The organism is Actinoplanes teichomyceticus ATCC 31121, from assembly GCF_003711105.1.
Classification (GTDB): Bacteria; Actinomycetota; Actinomycetes; order Mycobacteriales; family Micromonosporaceae; genus Actinoplanes; species Actinoplanes teichomyceticus.
In genome coordinates, this window is record NZ_CP023865.1 from 6,050,718 (window position 1) to 6,066,592 (window position 15,875).

The following is a 15,875-nucleotide window of genomic DNA, read 5'->3' on the forward strand; positions in this document are numbered from 1 at the left end:
GCGGGCCGGATAAACAGCAGTCTCATCGGACCTGACATGGCCTCAGCATACCGCCGGCGGGCACCGGCGTGCCGCCCCGGTGGGTCAGCGTTGCGCGCGGGCCGACGCGTACAGGCAGACCGCCGCGGCGGCGGCCAGGTTGAGACTCTCCGCTCCGCCGTAGATCGGCACCCGGACCCGCCGGTCGGCGGCGGTCAGCAGCTCGCCGGGCAGCCCGTGTGCCTCGGAGCCGAACAGCCACGCGGTCGGCGCGCCCAGCAGCCCGCCGTCGAGCAGCGAGTCCACGTCGTCCGCCCCGCTGCCGCTGGTGGCCAGCACCTGCAGGCCGCAGTCCTGGAGCAGGCCCAGCACGTCCAGCGGGGCCCGGACCACGTCGACGTGGAAGAGCGAGCCGGCCGACGCCCGTACACACTTGCCGTTGTACGGATCGACCGCGTCGCCCGCGAAGATCACCGCGTCGGCGCCGGCGGCGTCGGCCGTGCGCAGCACCGTCCCGGCGTTGCCCGGGTCGCGGATCTCGGCCAGCACCGCGACCAGCTTCGGCTGCTTGGCCAGCGCGTCGCCGATCGGCACGTGCACCTGCTCGCAGACCGCGACCAGGCCCTGCGGGTGCACGGTCTCGGTCAGCGCGGCCAGCGCCTCGTCGGTGACCGGGGAGACCTCCGGGGCCTGCGCGGTCAGCTCGGCGTGCCGGTCCAGCGCGGCCGGGGTGCCGAACAGCTCCAGCACGGCGCCGGCGGCGAGCGCCTCGCGCACGGCCTGCGGCCCTTCGGCGAGGAACCGGCCGGCCTGGTCACGGTCCCGGCGGCGCTGCAGGCGCCGGGCCGCGACGATTCTCGGGGTACGCGGTGTGAACATCTGCTCCGGTTCCGGGTCGGGCAAACGAAACGCCCCCCGACGCGTCGGGGGGCGTTCCTCGCGAGAGACTCAGGCAGCCTGCGCGGCGGCGCCGCCGGTGCCCTCGGCCGCGACGGCCGCGCGGGCGATCTCGACGATGGCCGCGAACGCGGCCGCGTCGTTGACCGCCAGGTCGGCCAGGATCTTGCGGTCGACCTCCACCTCGGCCAGCTTGAGGCCCTGGATGAGGCGGTTGTAGGTCAGGCCGTTGGCCCGGGCCGCCGCGTTGATCCGGGTGATCCAGAGCTGACGGAAGTCGCCCTTGCGGTCCCGCCGGTCGCGGTACGAGTACTGCATCGAGTGCAGCACCTGCTCCTTGGCCTTGCGGTACAGCCGGGACCGCTGGCCGCGGTAGCCGCTCGCGGTCTCGAGCAGGGTGCGGCGCTTCTTCTGGGCGTTGACCGCCCGCTTGACGCGTGCCATTTCAAGTACTCCTTACAGGGGAACGTGTCAGGCGCGCGTCAGCGGCCCAGAAGCTTCTTCACTCGCGCGGTGTCGGCCTTCGCCACCACCACAGTGCCGGTCATCCGACGGGTAACGTGGGAGGACTTGTGCTCCAGCAGGTGCCGCTTGCCGACCTGCTCGCGCACGATCTTGCCCTTGCCGGTGACCTTCACCCGCTTACCCATGCCGGTGTGGCTCTTCATCTTCGGCACTTAGAACGCCTCTTTCTGATCTTTCCGCGCGGCCGGCGGGGCCGTACGGAAAAGCTGTCTACTCTGCGGTGGTGTCGCCAGAATCGGCCGGCGCAACCTCGGTACCGTCGCCCTCGCGCGGCTCACGGGCGGGCTTTGCGCCAGCCGCGGTGGCGGCGACCGCGGCGGCCTTGGTGGCCCGGTGCGGTGCCAGCACCATGATCATGTTCCGGCCGTCCTGCTTCGGGCTGGCCTCCACGAAGCCCAGCTCGGAGATCTCCTCGCTGAGCCGGCGCAGGAGCCGGAAGCCCAGCTCGGGGCGGCTCTGCTCACGGCCGCGGAACATGATCGTCACCTTGACCTTGTCGCCCGCCTTGAGGAACCGCACCACGTGACCCTTCTTGGTCTCGTAGTCGTGCGGGTCGATCTTCGGCCGCAGCTTCATTTCCTTGATGACGGTCTGCTGCTGGTTGCGCCGCGCTTCGCGGGCCTTCAGTGCGCTCTCGTACTTGAACTTGCCGAAGTCCATGAGCTTGCACACCGGCGGCCGCGCCATCGGAGCAACCTCGACCAGGTCCAGGTCCACGTCCGCGGCCAGTTGGAGCGCGCGCTCGAGCGGCACGATGCCGACCTGCTCACCCTCCGGACCGACCAGACGGACCTCTCGAGCCCGGATCTGTTCGTTCACGCGTGGTTCGACGCTGATGGGGCCTCCTCAGAACGTACCTACTTCTGCCAATGTCGGTCGGCCCCGAGTCACCATCCCCGCGGGCAGCGGGGACGGCCGGGAAAGCAGAAGGCCTCGACGGCGCTTGCGCGCATGCCGAGGCCCGCTCGACCGGTCATCGGCGTCCATGGGAGGACGCGCCCCGGACAGGAAATATTCCCTGCTCGGATGACCGGACCCGGCCACAGTCGGTGACTCGGGTGGGAACCAGCGGGCTCCTCTTTCGCGCCCGTCCAGCAGGACGGGCGTGGTCGACTGCCCGCCAGTCTATCAGGACTCCTGCGCGGCCGAATGCAAGGCCCTCAGCGTACGGACCCCGTCCACCGCGTAGTCCTTGTCGACCGCCTGCAGCGCGTGGATCGACACCTGCTCGTCGTCGAGCAGCTCCAGGTGCGCCCAGGCCGAGTTGCGGTCGAACCGCACCGCCCGGACCACCTGCCACGGCAGGTCGTACCCGCCGACCACGTTGCGCACGTGCACGCCCTGCGCGTCCGCGACCACCCGGGGCCGGCAGAACGCCAGGATGCCCAGGCCGATCAGGATGCCCAGGCCGATCATCGCGGTCTGGTCGCCACGCTGGAAGCTGCCCGAGCCGATCTGCCCGGCGTTCTCGAAGCCGGCCTGGCCGTGCAGCCCGAAGCTGAGCACGGTGAACAGCACCACCACGCCGGCGGCCAGCGAACCGGCCACCCAGCGGATCTTCTGCGGACGGTAGACCACCCGGCTCGTCGTCATGAGCGTCATCACAACCTGCAGTTGGCGATGTCGGTCACCAGGATGGCACGGGCGCCGAGCTCGTACAGCTCGTCCATCACCCGGTGCACCTGGCTGCGCTGGACCATCGCCTGCACGGCGACCCAGCCCTCACGGTGCAGCGGGGAGACCGTCGGCGACTCGATGCCCGGGGTCAGGGCGGTGGCCTGCTCCAGCAGGTCGGCGCGGACGTCGTACGCGAGCATCACGAAATTGCGGGCGACCAGCACGCCGTTGAGCCGCCGCAGCAGCTGCGACGCGCCGGCCGGCGGCTGCGCCTGACGGCCGATCAGCACCGCCGACGAGCGCATCAGCGGCTCGCCGATGGTGACCAGCCCGGCCTGGCGCAGCGTGGCGCCGGTCTCCACGACGTCGGCGATCAGGTCGGCGACACCGAGCCGGACCGCGTTCTCCACGGCGCCGTCCAGGCGCACCACGTCGGCCTTCAGGTCCCGCTCGGCCAGATAGCGGCCGACCACACCGGGGTACGCGGTGGCGATCCGCTTCCCGCCGATCTCGTCCACCGAGGTCAGCGTGCCGGCCGGGGCGGCCCAGCGGAACGTGGCGCCACCGAAGTTCAGGTCGAGCAGCTCGGTGGCCGGGACGCCGGAGTCGACGAGCAGATCGCGGCCGGTGATGCCGAGATCCAGATCGCCCGAGGCGACGTACGTGGCGATGTCGCGGGGCCGCAGGTAGAAGAACTCGACGTTGTTGGCTTCGTCACGGCACGCCAGATCCTTGGGATCGGTGCGCTGCCGGTAACCGGCGTCCTTCAACATCTGTGCCGCCGGCGCGGAGAGCGTGCCCTTGTTCGGAATGGCGATACGCAGCATTGACGTGCTCCTTCGTGCTCTGGGGACGGATCGGGGCGCACGTCAGAGATGTCGGTACACGTCCTTGAGTTCGAGACCGGTGGCGATCATCAGGACTTGAGCCTGGTAGAGCAGCTGCGAGAGCTCCTCGGCGGCCCGCTCGGGGCCCTCGTGCTCAGCCGCCATCCAGGACTCGGCCGCCTCCTCGACGACCTTCTTCCCGATGAAGTGAACTCCGCGCTGGAGCGCCTCCACGGTGCCCGAGCCGGGGGTCTGCTCCGCCGCTTTGCGCTGCAACTCGGCGAACAGTTCTTCGAACGTCTTCACGGGAAACGATTGTGGCAGCTCATCACGGCTTGACGACGAACGCCCCCAGCGGTTGGGACGTCTTTTAAGCTGCCCGGCATGGTCAGCCGTTTCACCCCCCTGTTTCTGGGCGGCGCCGTGCTGGCGCTCGCCACCGTCACGGCCTGCTCCCCGGTCGACGACACCACCGGCACCGCGTCCCCGGCCTCCGCGGCGGCGGACCCGTGCCCGTCCGGCTCGCTCGGCACCGTCGCCGCGGGCAAGCTCACCATCGGCACCGACAACCCGGCGTACGAGCCGTGGTTCAAAGAGAACAAGCCGGCCAACGGCAAGGGTTTCGAGTCCGCCGTCGCCTATCAGGTGGCCGAGCGGCTCGGCTACCCGAAGGACAAAGTGGTCTGGACGTCGGTGACGTTCAACAACGCCATCGCCCCCGGGCCCAAGGCGTTCGACTTCGACATCAACCAGTTCTCCATCACCGACGAGCGCAAGCAGGCGGTCGACTTCTCCTCGCCGTACTACCTGGTCCGGCAGACCGTGATCACCACCAAGAAGTCCAGGATCGCGGGCGCGAAGTCGCTGGCCGACCTGGCCGGGGCCAAGCTCGGCGCGCAGGTCGGCACCACCAGCTACCAGGCGATCACCGACATCATCAAGCCGGCCGGCAAGCCGTCGGTGTTCAACAGCAACGACGACGCCAAGGCGGCGCTGGAGAACGGCACCGTCGACGGCATCGTGGTGGACCTGCCGACCGCGTTCTACATGACCTCGGCGGAACTGGACAACGGTGTGATCCTCGGCCAGCTGCCGCAGGTCGGCGTGCCCGAGCAGTTCGGCCTGGTGCTGGACAAGGGCTCGAAGCTGACCGGCTGCGTCAGCAGGGCGGTCGACCAGCTGCGCCAGGACGGCACCCTCGCGGTGCTGGAGAAGACGTGGCTGTCCGACGCCGGGGCGCCCGAACTCAAGTGACCCACGTACCCAGTCAGCGGCAGCAGGAGCGGATCGCCCACCGCCGCCGGCAGGCGATCCGCTCCGTCCTGCTCGCCGCGCTCTCCACCGCCGTCGTCGGCACGCTGCTGGCCGTCGGCATCACCGGGTCCCCCGGCTGGCCCCGGGTCGAGCGGTCGTTCTTCGACCCGGGCATCGCCCGCGACTACCTGCCGAAGATCCTCGACGGCCTCTGGCTCAACGTCCGGCTGCTGTTCGTCTGCGCCTCGCTGGCGCTCGCGCTCGGCCTGCTGGTCGCGGTGCTGCGGACGCTGCGCGGTCCGGTCTTCTTCCCGGTACGGGCCCTGGCCACCGGCTACACCTACGCGCTGCGCGGGATGCCGCTGATCATCGTGATCTACCTGTTCGCGTTCGGCGTCCCCGGGCTACGGCTGCAGGGCACCCCCGGCGTGCTGGTGCTCGGCGCGGCGGCGATCGTGATCACCTACGGGGCGTACCTGGCCGAGGTGTTCCGGGCCGGCATCGAGTCGGTGCACCCCAGCCAGGTGGCCGCGGCCCGCTCGCTGGGCCTGAGCTACCGCCAGGCGATGCGGCACGTGGTGCTGCCGCAGGCGGTCCGCCGGGTGGCCCCGCCGCTGCTCAACGACACCGTGGCGCTGCAGAAGGACGTCGGCCTGATCTCGCTGGCCGGCCCGATCGACGCCATCCGGGCCGCCCAGATCGCCGGCGCCCAGCATGCCAACTTCACCCCGTACATCGTCGCCGGGGTGCTCTTCGTCCTGCTCGCCCTGCCGCTGATCGCGGTCACCGACTGGGTGACGCTGCGCGCGGCCCGCCGCCAGAACGCGGGGTTCTGACATCGTGGTGCTCTCCTGCGTCGACGTACGCAAGACGTTCGGCGACCACGTGGTCCTCGACGACCTCACCCTCTCCGTCGACGAACACGAGGTGGTGGCGCTGATCGGCGCCTCCGGCTCGGGCAAGTCGACCCTGCTGCGCTGCGTCAACCTGCTCACCGGCATCGACGACGGCACCATCCACCTGGACGGCGAGGAGATCACCGACCCGCGGGCCGACCCGGACCGGGTACGCCAGCGGATCGGGCTGGTCTTCCAGTCGTACAACCTGTTCCCGCACATGACGGTGCTCGACAACATCACGCTCGCGCCGGTCCGCGTACACCGCAGGCCCGTCGCCGAGGCCCGGGCGCAGGCCATGCAGTGGCTGGAGCGGGTCGGCCTGGCCGACCGGGCCGGGGCCTACCCGGACCGCCTCTCCGGCGGCCAGCAGCAGCGGGTGGCGATCGTCCGGGCGCTGGTCAACAACCCGCGGCTGCTGCTGCTCGACGAGGTCACCTCGGCGCTGGACCCGGAGCTGGTCGGCGAGGTGCTCACCATGATCCGGGACCTCAAGGGCGAGGGCATGACCATGGTGCTGGCCACCCACGAGATGGGTTTCGCCAAACAGGTGGCCGACCGGGTGGCGTTCCTGGACGCCGGCCGGGTCCTCGAACAGGGGCCGCCCGAGCAGGTGCTCGGCGACCCCGTCGAGGCGCGTACCCGGCAGTTCCTGGCCCGCATCATCGAGGCGGGCCGGCTCTAGGCGTCAGTCCTTCTGGATCTCGCGGATGGTGAGCGCGGCGTCGAGCACGGCGACCGTGCTCTGCCATCCCTTGTCCTCGATCGAGTCCTCCAGGCCGGCCCGGTCGCGGGCCTGCCCGAGGCTGTGCACGGTGAGCACGCCGTGCGCGACCGGCGTCTGCTCGTCCAGCGCGACCCGGGTCAGCCCGGCCGTCACCGCGTCGCAGACGTACTCGAAGTGCTCGGTCTCGCCCTTGATCACCACGCCCAGCGCGACCACCGCGTCGCAGCGCTTCGCCAGCGCCTGCGCGACCACCGGCAGCTCCACCGAGCCGGCCACCCGGGTCACCACGACATCCGTGACGCCACACGCCTCGGCGGCCGCCCTCGCCCGCCCCACCATGTGGTCCACCAGGTCGTTGTGCCAGCGTGAGCCGACGATACCGAGCCGGAGCCCGGCCGCGTCGACGGGTTGCGTGTGCGGATCACCGAAGCCGGCCATCTGAGTCCCCCTCTGTCGTCATTGTCGTCCTGCGACCCGCGCCGGTCAGCCCAACGCCTCGAACAGGTGCCCCATCCGGTCCCGCTTGGTGCGCAGGTAGCGGACGTTCTCCGGGTGCAGCCGGACGGGCAGCGCCTCGCGGCCGGTGATCCGCAGGCCGTACCCCTCCAACCCGGCCCGCTTGGCCGGGTTGTTGGTGAGCAGGCGCATCGAGCGCACACCCAGGTCGTACAGGACCTGCGCGCCCGTGCCGAAGTCGCGCGCGTCGGCCGGCAGGCCCAGCTCCAGGTTCGCGTCCACCGTGTCGAAGCCGCGGTCCTGCAGCTGGTAGGCCTGCAGCTTGTGCAGCAGCCCGATGCCGCGCCCCTCGTGCCCGCGCATGTAGAGCACCACCCCGCGGCCGGCCTCGGCGACCCGCTCCAGCGCGGCGTCCAGCTGCGGGCCGCAATCGCAGCGGCGGGACCCGAAGACGTCCCCGGTCAGGCACTCCGAGTGCACCCGGACCAGCACGTCCTCGCCGTCTCCCAGGTCGCCGTAGACCAGCGCGACGTGCTCGCCCTGATCGGCCTCGGTGCGGTAGCCGACCGCGGTGAAGACGCCGTGCTCGGTCGGCATCACCGTCTCCACCACCCGCTCCACCTGCCGGCCCGCCCGCTCCCGCAGGTAGGCCACCAGGTCAGCGATGGTGATCAGGACCACATCGTGCTCGGCGGCGAACCGCTCCAGGTCCGGCCGGCGCTGCATGGTGCCGTCGTCGTTGACCATCTCGCAGAGCACCCCGGCGGCCCGCCCGCCCGCCAGCACGGCCAGGTCGACCGCCGCCTCGGTGTGCCCCGGACGGCGCAGCACGCCACCCGGCTTGGCCCGCAGCGGCACGATGTGGCCCGGCCGGTTGAAGTCGCACGGCTCGGAGGCGGCCGACGACAGCAGCCGGATGGTGTGCGCCCGGTCCGCCGCGGAGATGCCGGTGGTCACGCCGTGCCGCGCGTCGACCGTGACGGCGTAGGCGGTCTTGAAGGTGTCCTGGTTCGTCCGCACCATCGGGGGCAGGTCGAGCCGGTCCGCCTCGGCCTCCGGGAGCGCCACGCAGATGTACCCGGACGTGTACCGGACCATGAACGCGACCAGCTCCGGGGTGGCGTGCTCGGCGGCGAAGATGAGGTCGCCCTCGTTCTCCCGGTCCTCGTCGTCCACCACGATCACCGGACGGCCGGCCCTGATCTCGGCGATCGCACGCTCGATGCGCTCAGACATTGCGGCTCCCCAGCATCTTCTCGACGTACTTGGCGATCACGTCGACCTCGAGGTTGACCGGCTCGCCGACGGCCTTGCTGCCCAGCACGGTGTGCTTGGCGGTGGCCGGGATCATCCCGACCGAGAAGGTGTCCCCGGTGACCGCCATCACGGTCAGCGACACCCCGTCCACCGTGATCGAGCCCTTCTCCACCACATATCGCGCGAGATCGGCGGGAAGTGAGAAGGTGACCACCTCCCACTGGTCGGCGGGCTCGCGGCCGACGATCGTGGCGACCCCGTCCACGTGCCCCTGCACCAGGTGACCGCCGAGGCGGCTGCCGAGCGCGGCGGCCCGCTCCAGGTTCACCGCGCTGCCGACGGCGAGGGCGCCCAGCGACGAGCGGCGCAGCGTCTCGCCCATCACGTCGGCGGTGAACACGCCGTCGACGTTGTCGACCACGGTGAGACAGACCCCGTTGACCGCGATCGAGTCGCCGTCACGGGCGTCCGAGGTGACCAGCGGACCGCGGACCGCGAGGACCGCGGAGTCCCCGCTGCCCTCGGTGAGCCGGACGACCTCGCCCAGCTCCTCGACGATTCCGGTGAACATAGGCACGCCTCTCATTCCGCTTCGAGGTGGTGGGCGGGGCGGTCGGATGGCTTCGGGCGGAGCGTGGCGGTGAAGCGCAGGTCGCCCCCGATCTGCGCGATGTCGGTGAAGTCGAGCTCCAGGGCGTCGGCGATGGTGCCGATCCCCGCGTCGACCAGGGCCGGACGGCCGGCGCCCAGCAGTTTCGGCGCGACGTAGCCGATCACCCGGTCGACCAGGCCGGCCGCGAGGAACGCCCCGGCCAGGGTGGGACCGCCCTCGAGCAGGACGTTGCGGACGCCGCGGGCGTACAGCCCGGCGAGCATGGCGTGCAGGTCGACGCGCCCGTCCGGCCCGCGGCCGGTCTCGGCGGCGGTGACGATCCAGGTCGGCGCGGCGGCGTCCCGGACGCGAGCGTCCGCCGGCGTACGCCCGTCGGTGTCCACCACCACGCGCAGCGGCTGCTTGATCGCCAGCGAGCCGTCCCGCAGATCGCGGACGGTCAGCTGCGGGTCGTCGGCGAGTACGGTGCCGACCCCGGCCACGATCGCGTCCACCGTGCTGCGCAGCACGTGCACGTCGAAGCGGGACTCGGCGGAGCTGACCCACTGGCTGGTGCCGTCCGCGGCGGCCGACCGGCCGTCCAGGGTGGCGGCGAACTTCCAGGTGACGTAGGGCCGGCCCCGGCGTACGGCGGTGAGCCAGGCGATGTTGCCCAGCTCCGCCTCGGCCCGGCGCACCCCGCTCGCCACCTCGATGCCGGCCGCCCGCAGGGTCGCGGCGCCCCCGGAGGCGACCGGGGTCGGGTCGTCCACCGCGATCACGACGCGGCGCACCCCGGCCTGGATCAGCGCCTCCGAGCACGGACCGGTACGGCCGGTGTGGTCGCACGGCTCCAGGCTCACCACGCAGGTGCCGCCGCGGGCCAGCTCACCGGCCTGGGCGAGCGCGACGATCTCGGCGTGCGGGCCACCGGCGTACGCGTGGAAGCCCTCGCCGACGACCTCGCCGTCCCGGTCCAGCAGCAGGCAGCCGACCACCGGGTTGGGGCTGGTCGTGCCGAGGCCGCGGGCGGCCAGCGCGATCGCGCGGCGCATCGCCTCGTCCTCGGTCACCATCGGCGGCTCGTCCTCTCGCGCGCTCGTCGGGTCCGCGCGATCGGTCGCGCGGCGGTGAAGCCGCGCGGTCTCCCGCGCGATCCGGTCCGCGCGATTGCCCGCGCGCTCCGGTCCGCACGGTCTCCCGCGCGGCCTGGTCCGCACGGTCTCCCGCGCGATCCGGTCCGCGCGATTGCCCGCGCGGTCTGGTCACGCGCGGCGAGGAGAGGGAGAAACGCCAAGAATCGGACACCGAGGGTACGCTTCGCGCACCCCGGTCGGATGCCACCCTCACTGAGGGCACACCCGTCCGATTCCGCGCGCTGTCTCCCATCCGGACTGTCTGACCGAGCTCTCGCCCGATCAACCGTCGGCCCCGGAGTTTCACCAGGTCCACCGGATGGGTATTCGACCATCCGGGTCGCGGGCTTACCGACGCGGAAGCGTCGGATCACCGCCGGTTCGGAATTTCACCGAGTCCCGCCAGCGCGTGGTGGGTTACCCCTGAGTCTTGCACGTGCTCGCGGATTTGCCACCCCGGGCGCGAGCCATCTCACAACCGCCTGTCGACCATGGCCCCTACCAGGGCCGCCACGTGCTCGACCTCGTCCTCGGTGTTGTAGTAGTGCGGTGAGAAGCGCACCAGCGGGGGCAGCCCGCGGTCCTCGGTGTCGAACTGCTGGTGCGCCGGCTCGGTGCTGGTGACGTTGACGCCGGACTCGGCCAGCCGGGCCACCACCAGCTCCGACTCCACACCGTCGACCCGCGCGGTGACGATCGCGCACTGCTGGCGGCCCAGGTCGTGCACGGTCACGCCCGGAGTGTCCTCCAACAGGCCGCGCATCCGGTCGCCGAGCTCCGCGTTGCGCTTGCCGATCTCGGCCAGCCCGAGGTTCAGCGCCTGGTCGACGGCCGCGCCCAGGCCCAGCACCGCGGAGTAGTTCAACTCCCAGGTGCCGAACCGCCGCGCCCCCGGCGCCCAGCGGTAGCCGCGCGCGCCGTCCCAGGCCGCCGACCGGATCTCCACCACGTGCGGCTCCAGCCGCTCCAGCATCCCGCTGCGCACCCAGAGGAAGCCGGTGCCGCGCGGCCCGCGCAGGAACTTGCGCCCGGTGCCGCAGAGCAGGTCACAGCCGATCTCCTCGACATCGACCGGGAACTGGCCGACCGACTGGGTGGCGTCGAGCAGGTAGGGCACGCCCGCGGCGCGGGCGATCTGCCCGACCTCGGCGGCCGGGTTGACCAGTCCGCCGGCGGTGGGCACGTGGGTCAGGCCGATCATTTTCGTACGCTCGTCGATCAGCGAGGCGAGCGCGTACGTGTCGATCTGCCCGTGCTCGTCGTTCGGCACCACCACGACCTCGGCGCCCACCCGCCGCGCGGCCCCAAGGTAGCCCAGGACGTTGCTGCCGTACTCGTTGCGGCCGGTCAGAATGCGGTCGCCGGGCGCCAGCGGGATCGCGTGGAACGCCGCCTGCCAGGCATGGGTGGCGTTGTCGAACAGCGCGATCTCGTCGGCCCGCCCGCCGAGCAGCTCGGCCAGCCCGGCGTGGACCGCGGCGACCCGCTCGGCGGCCGCGTCCGCCGCCTCGTACCCGCCGATCCGCGCCTCCGACTCCAGGTGGCCGATCACGGTGTCCAGGGTTGCCTGCGACATCAGGGCCGCGCCCGCGTTGTTGAGGTGGATCCGGTGCCGGCAGCCGGGGGTGGCGGCACGAAGCGCGTCGACGTCCATACCCGCAGATTGTCAGAGCGGCCGACGTCACGCACCTGGCGTAGACAGTGTCTACGAGCTCTGGTAGACACTGTCTATGCCCGCTGACGACGCCCTACGCGACCGGTTGGTGCGGGTCGGGGCCGAGCTGTTGCGTACCGGAAGTCCCGAAGCTCTCTCACTGCGTGAGATAGCCCGGCGCGCCGGCGTCTCGCACGGCGCGCCGCGCCGCTATTTCCCGACCCATCTGTCACTGCTGTCGGCCATCGCCCGGTCCGGCTACGCCGACCTGTCCGCCCAGGTCACCGCGGCCCTGCTGGCCGCCTCCCCGGATCCACGCGAGCAGATCGCCACGATCGCCCACCTCTACGTACGGTTCGCCGCCACCAACCGCGGGATGTTCGAGCTGATGTTCCGCCACGATCTGTTGCAGAGCGGCTATCTGGGCCTGCGTGACGACGCGCTCCCGCTGTTCCGGCTGCTGGTCGACCAGGTCGCCGCCGCACGCCCGGCATCCGGCCCACTCGCCGCCCCGCCCGCCGAGACCACCGCGGCCGCGATCTGGTCCGCCCTGCACGGCGTCGCGGAGCTGTGGAACTGGGGTTCGCTGACGCTCGCCACCAGGGCCACCGACCCGGCGCCGTTCATCGACGCCGTCCTGGACGCCCACCTCGGGCCGCCGGCCCACTGACCCGCACGACCGCCCCCCTTCGACCCGCCGCTGGCCCGGCGACCTGCACCGACCGGAGCGCCCTGACCGGGCCCCCGATCGCCGGGCCACCCGCACCGACCAACCGCCCTGACCGGCCCACCGATCGCCCGGCGACCCGCACCGGCCAGACCGCCCCCCACCGGGCCGTCGTTCCTCATGAGCGGAAGCGCCCACCCGCCGTCGTCACCCCGGTCCGTGGCGGCGGCCGATGTTCCGCCGGAATTCGCACCATCCGAATTTGCCGCAGCGCCGGGTAGAGCCGGCCCGCGCCCGCACCCGGAGGTCCTCCATGACCCGCATGCCACCCCTCTACGCGGCCGCTCATCGCACGCTCGGCGTCCTGCTGCGCGGTCTCTGGCCCACCACGGTCACCGGGCTGGAGCACCTCCCGGCCGGCACCGGCGCCGTCCTCGCCGCCAACCATCACGCCGTCGCCGACCAGCTCTTCCTCGGCGTCAACACGCCGCGGCACATCGCCTTCTGGGCCAAGGCCGAGTACTTCCGCTCCTCCGGCATCCGCGGCGCCCTGACCCGCCGGGTGGTCACCGGGATGGGCGCCATCCCGGTCGAACGCGCCGGCGGCCGGGCCGTGCTCACCGCCTTCGACGCGGCCGTCCCGATCCTTCAGGGCGGCGGGCTGGTCGCGGTCTTCCCGGAAGGCACCCGCTCCCCCGACGGCCGCCTCTACCGCGGCCGCACCGGCGCCGTCCGGCTCGCCGCCCAGGCCGGCGTCCCGATCGTCCCGGTCGGGATCCGCGGCACCGAACGGATCCGGCCGGCCGGGCGGCGGCTGCCCCGGCCACACCCGGTGACACTGAGCTTCGGGCCCGCCCTGCCGGTGGAGGTGGAGTCGGCGCGTGACGCCCGCCGGCTGACGGACGAGCTGATTGCGCGGATCCAGTCGCTGAGCGGACAGGTCTACGTGCCCTCCTACGCTCCTGTCCGGCATGGGTGACGCTGGTCGTCGGCGCCGTTCGGGGGTGGTGACGCTGCCCGGCGTGTGGTCCTGACGCGACCGTTGCCCGGATGTCGCCGCCTCCCCGTGGGTTCGGCGGGTGGTCGGCGGGTGGTCGGCGGCGCGCTTGTGGGGTGGGTGGCGGCACGCACTCACGGCCGTCGGTGGCCGCGGGAGCCCGGCGGCGTACGCCCCGCGTCACCACCGCGACGCCGGTCACTGCCCGCCCATGGCTGAGCCACGCGGCGCGTGGTTACGGTCCGGCCCTGTCACCGGCCGCGAGTGGTTGTTGAGCGAGTCCGGGCGCACGCTCGGCCGCCGGAGTCCGACTGGTGCTGACGGCGGCCATTCGATGCCATAACGACCACCAGCACCAGCCGGAACCACCGAGCTGGCACCCACGGCGGTGACCCGACCGCCGAAACAACCACCAACACCAGCCCACACCACCCAGCTGGCACCCACGGCGGTGACCCGGGCGCCGCGACGAGCACCACCACCAGCCGGAGGCCGGGTGGCGGGGGCTCGTGGCGCGGGAGGGCGACCGGCGGCATCGGCCAGCGACGTGCGGGCTGGCCGGCGGTGACCGGTGGTGGGCTGCCGGTCGTACCGAAGAGGTGGGTTTCAGGCCTCGGGTTCGCTGCGCCGCCGGTCGATCGCGACGTAGGAGCCGGGCTGCGACTTGGCGACCTTTTTCATCTCGGAGGCGACCGCGATGACCATCCGCGGGTCGTCGAACTGCCGGCCGCCGGCGGTGGCCTGGGCGACGCCGATGGAGAGGGTCACCAGGGCGGCGCGCTGCTTGTTGCCGCGCCGGTCGGGGACTTCGATGTATCCGCGCTGGGCGTCCTTCGGGTCGTAGAGGCGGTCGGCGGCCGATTCGAAGTCGGTGACCATGCTCTTGGTCAGCGGCAGGACCTGGTCCGGGTGGCAGATGAAGACGAAGTCGTCGCCGCCGATGTGGCCCAGGAAGATCGACGGTTTGCCGGTGGCGGCGCTGGCGCGTTGCAGGCTCCGGGCCAGGGCGATGATGAACTCGTCGCCGCGGTCGAATCCGTACACGTCATTGACGCTCTTGAATCGGTCGATGTCGATGTAGCCGACCGAGTAGTCGCCGCCGGCGCGCATGCGGTCGCTGATCTCGCGGCGGACGCGGGCGTTGCCGGGCAGGCCGGTCAGCGGGGAGACCTCGCGGAACTCCTTGTTGCGGCGCAGCGTCGTGGACACCCGGGCGATCAGCTCGGCCGTGTCGAACGGTTTGGTGAGGTAGTCGTCGGCGCCGGTGGTCAGCCCGACGACCTTGTCCACGGTCATGCTCCGGGCGGTCAGCATGATCACCGGCAGGGCGGAGGTCAGCGGGTCGGCGCGCAGCCGGCGGATCAGCTCGACCCCGTCCATCCGGGGCATCATCCAGTCGACCAGCGCCAGGTCCGGCCGGTGCGTCTCCATCATGTCGAGCGCCTCCTGCCCGTCGCGGGCGCGGATCACGTCGAAGCCGTGCACCTTGAGGTTGAACTCGACGAAGCTCGCGATGTCCTGGTCGTCGTCGACGACCAGGACGAGATCGGGTCGTTGTTCCTCGGCGTCGAGCCCGAGGTCGTCGACCACGGGCCCCGGCTCGGCGGTACTCACATCGACTTCCCCATCCGCTCGGCGGCCAGTGCCCGAAGCTTACGCACCGCCTCCGCCGGATCCTGCGCGCCATAGACGGCGGTGCCCGCCACGAACGCGTCCGCACCCGCCTCGGCGGCCTGCTCGATGGTGTCCGCCGCGATCCCGCCGTCCACCTCGACACGCACCTCGAGGTTGCCGGCCTCGACGCGCCGGCGCACGTCACGCACCTTGCCGAGCATCTCCGGCAGGAACTTCTGGCCGCCGAAACCGGCCTTGATCGTCATGATCAGCACGGTGTCGAAATGCGGCAGCATCTCCAGGTACGGCTCGACCGGCGTGTCCCGGTCGATGGCCAGCCCGGCCTTGGCGCCCGCCGCGCGCAGCGTCTTGGCCAGCGCCACCGGGTCCGCGCAGGCCTCGGCGTGGAACGTCACGTTGTACGCCCCGGCCTCGGCGTAGCCCGGCGCCCACCGCTCGGGATCGGTGATCATCAGGTGCACGTCGAACGGGAGCTTGGTCGCCTTGCGCAGACTCTGCACCACGGGCAGGCCGATGGTGAGATTCGGCACGAAATGGTTGTCCATGACGTCCACGTGCGCCCAGTCCGCGGCCCCCTCGATGGCGTGCACTTCCTCGGCGAGGCGGGAGAAGTCGGAGGCGAGGATGCTCGGCGCGATGATCGGCGATCGTGTCACCGGTGAAGTGTATGACCCCGCCCGCGCGGCACAGCACGGGAACCCGCGCCCACCAGCACGGAAACTCCGGGCGACCGGCACGGGAACTCTCACCCACACCGGG

19 protein-coding genes and 1 riboswitch are annotated in these 15,875 nt (G+C 71.8%); of the genes, 5 read left to right on the forward strand and 14 right to left on the reverse strand.

Annotation, left to right across the window (positions count from 1 at the left end):
• Nucleotides 1-84: 84 nt before the first annotated feature.
• The 7 genes from ACTEI_RS26485 to ACTEI_RS26515 form a co-directional block, all read right to left on the reverse strand.
• On the reverse strand, nt 85-858 hold the full coding sequence (locus tag ACTEI_RS26485; protein ID WP_122982423.1) for a TrmH family RNA methyltransferase: 774 nt from the start codon (nt 856-858) through the stop codon (nt 85-87).
• Nucleotides 859-927: 69 nt separating this feature from the next.
• A complete protein-coding gene (gene rplT, locus ACTEI_RS26490; protein WP_122980136.1) occupies nt 928-1,320 on the reverse strand; it encodes a 50S ribosomal protein L20 in 393 nt (130 codons plus the stop codon).
• 38 nt (nt 1,321-1,358) lie between these two features.
• Nucleotides 1,359-1,553, reverse strand: coding sequence for a 50S ribosomal protein L35 (gene rpmI, locus ACTEI_RS26495; RefSeq protein ID WP_122980137.1), 195 nt, complete (start codon nt 1,551-1,553; stop codon nt 1,359-1,361).
• Between the two features lie 58 nt (nt 1,554-1,611).
• Complete coding sequence (gene infC / locus ACTEI_RS26500; protein ID WP_122980138.1) at nt 1,612-2,220, reverse strand: translation initiation factor IF-3; 609 nt, start codon at nt 2,218-2,220, stop codon at nt 1,612-1,614.
• 309 nt (nt 2,221-2,529) lie between these two features.
• Entirely contained in the window at nt 2,530-2,994 is a 465-nt protein-coding gene (locus tag ACTEI_RS26505; RefSeq protein ID WP_122982424.1) for a PH domain-containing protein, read from the reverse strand.
• An 8-nt stretch (nt 2,995-3,002) separates the two neighbouring features.
• Nucleotides 3,003-3,845 (reverse strand): ATP phosphoribosyltransferase, encoded by an 843-nt coding sequence (gene hisG, locus ACTEI_RS26510; protein ID WP_122980139.1) that lies wholly within the window; start codon nt 3,843-3,845, stop codon nt 3,003-3,005.
• A gap of 42 nt (nt 3,846-3,887) precedes the next feature.
• Complete coding sequence (locus ACTEI_RS26515) at nt 3,888-4,151, reverse strand: phosphoribosyl-ATP diphosphatase (RefSeq protein ID WP_122980140.1); 264 nt, start codon at nt 4,149-4,151, stop codon at nt 3,888-3,890.
• Between the two features lie 78 nt (nt 4,152-4,229).
• On the opposite strand from ACTEI_RS26515, the gene ACTEI_RS26520 reads away from it, so the two are divergent.
• From ACTEI_RS26520 to ACTEI_RS26530, 3 genes are read left to right on the forward strand one after another with little or no spacing between them, the layout of a single operon-like run.
• Nucleotides 4,230-5,099, forward strand: a complete 870-nt coding sequence (locus ACTEI_RS26520; RefSeq protein WP_122980141.1) for an ABC transporter substrate-binding protein — start codon at nt 4,230-4,232, stop codon at nt 5,097-5,099.
• On the forward strand, nt 5,096-5,935 hold the full coding sequence (locus ACTEI_RS26525; RefSeq protein WP_122980142.1) for an amino acid ABC transporter permease: 840 nt from the start codon (nt 5,096-5,098) through the stop codon (nt 5,933-5,935). Before ACTEI_RS26520 ends, ACTEI_RS26525 begins: the two co-directional genes overlap by 4 nt.
• A gap of 4 nt (nt 5,936-5,939) precedes the next feature.
• Entirely contained in the window at nt 5,940-6,680 is a 741-nt protein-coding gene (locus ACTEI_RS26530) for an amino acid ABC transporter ATP-binding protein (protein ID WP_122980143.1), read from the forward strand.
• Between the two features lie 3 nt (nt 6,681-6,683).
• Here ACTEI_RS26530 and ribH read toward each other — a convergent pair whose 3' ends face one another.
• The 5 genes from ribH to ACTEI_RS26555 form a co-directional block, all read right to left on the reverse strand.
• Nucleotides 6,684-7,160: a 6,7-dimethyl-8-ribityllumazine synthase gene (gene ribH, locus ACTEI_RS26535; protein WP_122980144.1), complete on the reverse strand. Its 477-nt coding sequence runs from the start codon at nt 7,158-7,160 to the stop codon at nt 6,684-6,686.
• A gap of 45 nt (nt 7,161-7,205) precedes the next feature.
• Nucleotides 7,206-8,414 carry a bifunctional 3,4-dihydroxy-2-butanone-4-phosphate synthase/GTP cyclohydrolase II gene (locus ACTEI_RS26540; protein ID WP_122980145.1) on the reverse strand — a complete coding sequence of 403 codons (1,209 nt, stop codon included), beginning with the start codon at nt 8,412-8,414 and terminating at the stop codon, nt 7,206-7,208.
• Nucleotides 8,407-9,006: a riboflavin synthase gene (locus ACTEI_RS26545; RefSeq protein WP_122980146.1), complete on the reverse strand. Its 600-nt coding sequence runs from the start codon at nt 9,004-9,006 to the stop codon at nt 8,407-8,409. Before ACTEI_RS26545 ends, ACTEI_RS26540 begins: the two co-directional genes overlap by 8 nt.
• Before the next feature lie 11 nt (nt 9,007-9,017).
• Nucleotides 9,018-10,103, reverse strand: coding sequence for a bifunctional diaminohydroxyphosphoribosylaminopyrimidine deaminase/5-amino-6-(5-phosphoribosylamino)uracil reductase RibD (gene ribD / locus ACTEI_RS26550; RefSeq protein ID WP_122980147.1), 1,086 nt, complete (start codon nt 10,101-10,103; stop codon nt 9,018-9,020).
• Nucleotides 10,104-10,400: 297 nt separating this feature from the next.
• Nucleotides 10,401-10,574, reverse strand: a riboswitch (FMN riboswitch).
• 61 nt (nt 10,575-10,635) lie between these two features.
• On the reverse strand, nt 10,636-11,817 hold the full coding sequence (locus ACTEI_RS26555) for an aminotransferase class V-fold PLP-dependent enzyme (RefSeq protein ID WP_122980148.1): 1,182 nt from the start codon (nt 11,815-11,817) through the stop codon (nt 10,636-10,638).
• A gap of 76 nt (nt 11,818-11,893) precedes the next feature.
• Here ACTEI_RS26555 and ACTEI_RS26560 point away from each other — a divergent pair, with 76 nt between their 5' ends.
• Entirely contained in the window at nt 11,894-12,487 is a 594-nt protein-coding gene (locus tag ACTEI_RS26560) for a TetR/AcrR family transcriptional regulator (RefSeq protein WP_122980149.1), read from the forward strand.
• Between the two features lie 319 nt (nt 12,488-12,806).
• Nucleotides 12,807-13,463: a lysophospholipid acyltransferase family protein gene (locus ACTEI_RS26565; RefSeq protein ID WP_122982425.1), complete on the forward strand. Its 657-nt coding sequence runs from the start codon at nt 12,807-12,809 to the stop codon at nt 13,461-13,463.
• A 624-nt stretch (nt 13,464-14,087) separates the two neighbouring features.
• Here ACTEI_RS26565 and ACTEI_RS26570 read toward each other — a convergent pair.
• Both ACTEI_RS26570 and rpe read right to left on the reverse strand, forming a co-directional pair.
• Nucleotides 14,088-15,095: a GGDEF domain-containing response regulator gene (locus ACTEI_RS26570; RefSeq protein WP_372443256.1), complete on the reverse strand. Its 1,008-nt coding sequence runs from the start codon at nt 15,093-15,095 to the stop codon at nt 14,088-14,090.
• Nucleotides 15,092-15,772, reverse strand: a complete 681-nt coding sequence (gene rpe / locus ACTEI_RS26575; protein WP_122980150.1) for a ribulose-phosphate 3-epimerase — start codon at nt 15,770-15,772, stop codon at nt 15,092-15,094. The genes ACTEI_RS26570 and rpe overlap by 4 nt, the downstream gene beginning before the upstream one ends.
• Between the last annotated feature and the right edge of the window lie 103 nt (nt 15,773-15,875).

Bases quoted from the DNA above. Each gene is read 5' to 3' on its own strand.
- ribD (WP_122980147.1), bottom strand. From the start codon at position 10,103: ATGGTGACCGAGGACGAGGCGATGCGCCGCGCGATCGCGCTGGCCGCC.
- ACTEI_RS26505 (WP_122982424.1), bottom strand. From the start codon at position 2,994: ATGACGACGAGCCGGGTGGTCTACCGTCCGCAGAAGATCCGCTGGGTG.
- ACTEI_RS26565 (WP_122982425.1), top strand. From the start codon at position 12,807: ATGCCACCCCTCTACGCGGCCGCTCATCGCACGCTCGGCGTCCTGCTG.
- ACTEI_RS26520 (WP_122980141.1), top strand. From the start codon at position 4,230: ATGGTCAGCCGTTTCACCCCCCTGTTTCTGGGCGGCGCCGTGCTGGCG.
- ACTEI_RS26540 (WP_122980145.1), bottom strand. From the start codon at position 8,414: ATGTCTGAGCGCATCGAGCGTGCGATCGCCGAGATCAGGGCCGGCCGT.
- ACTEI_RS26555 (WP_122980148.1), bottom strand. From the start codon at position 11,817: ATGGACGTCGACGCGCTTCGTGCCGCCACCCCCGGCTGCCGGCACCGG.
- ribH (WP_122980144.1), bottom strand. From the start codon at position 7,160: ATGGCCGGCTTCGGTGATCCGCACACGCAACCCGTCGACGCGGCCGGG.
- hisG (WP_122980139.1), bottom strand. From the start codon at position 3,845: ATGCTGCGTATCGCCATTCCGAACAAGGGCACGCTCTCCGCGCCGGCG.
- rplT (WP_122980136.1), bottom strand. From the start codon at position 1,320: ATGGCACGCGTCAAGCGGGCGGTCAACGCCCAGAAGAAGCGCCGCACC.
- ACTEI_RS26560 (WP_122980149.1), top strand. From the start codon at position 11,894: ATGCCCGCTGACGACGCCCTACGCGACCGGTTGGTGCGGGTCGGGGCC.
- ACTEI_RS26545 (WP_122980146.1), bottom strand. From the start codon at position 9,006: ATGTTCACCGGAATCGTCGAGGAGCTGGGCGAGGTCGTCCGGCTCACC.
- ACTEI_RS26485 (WP_122982423.1), bottom strand. From the start codon at position 858: ATGTTCACACCGCGTACCCCGAGAATCGTCGCGGCCCGGCGCCTGCAG.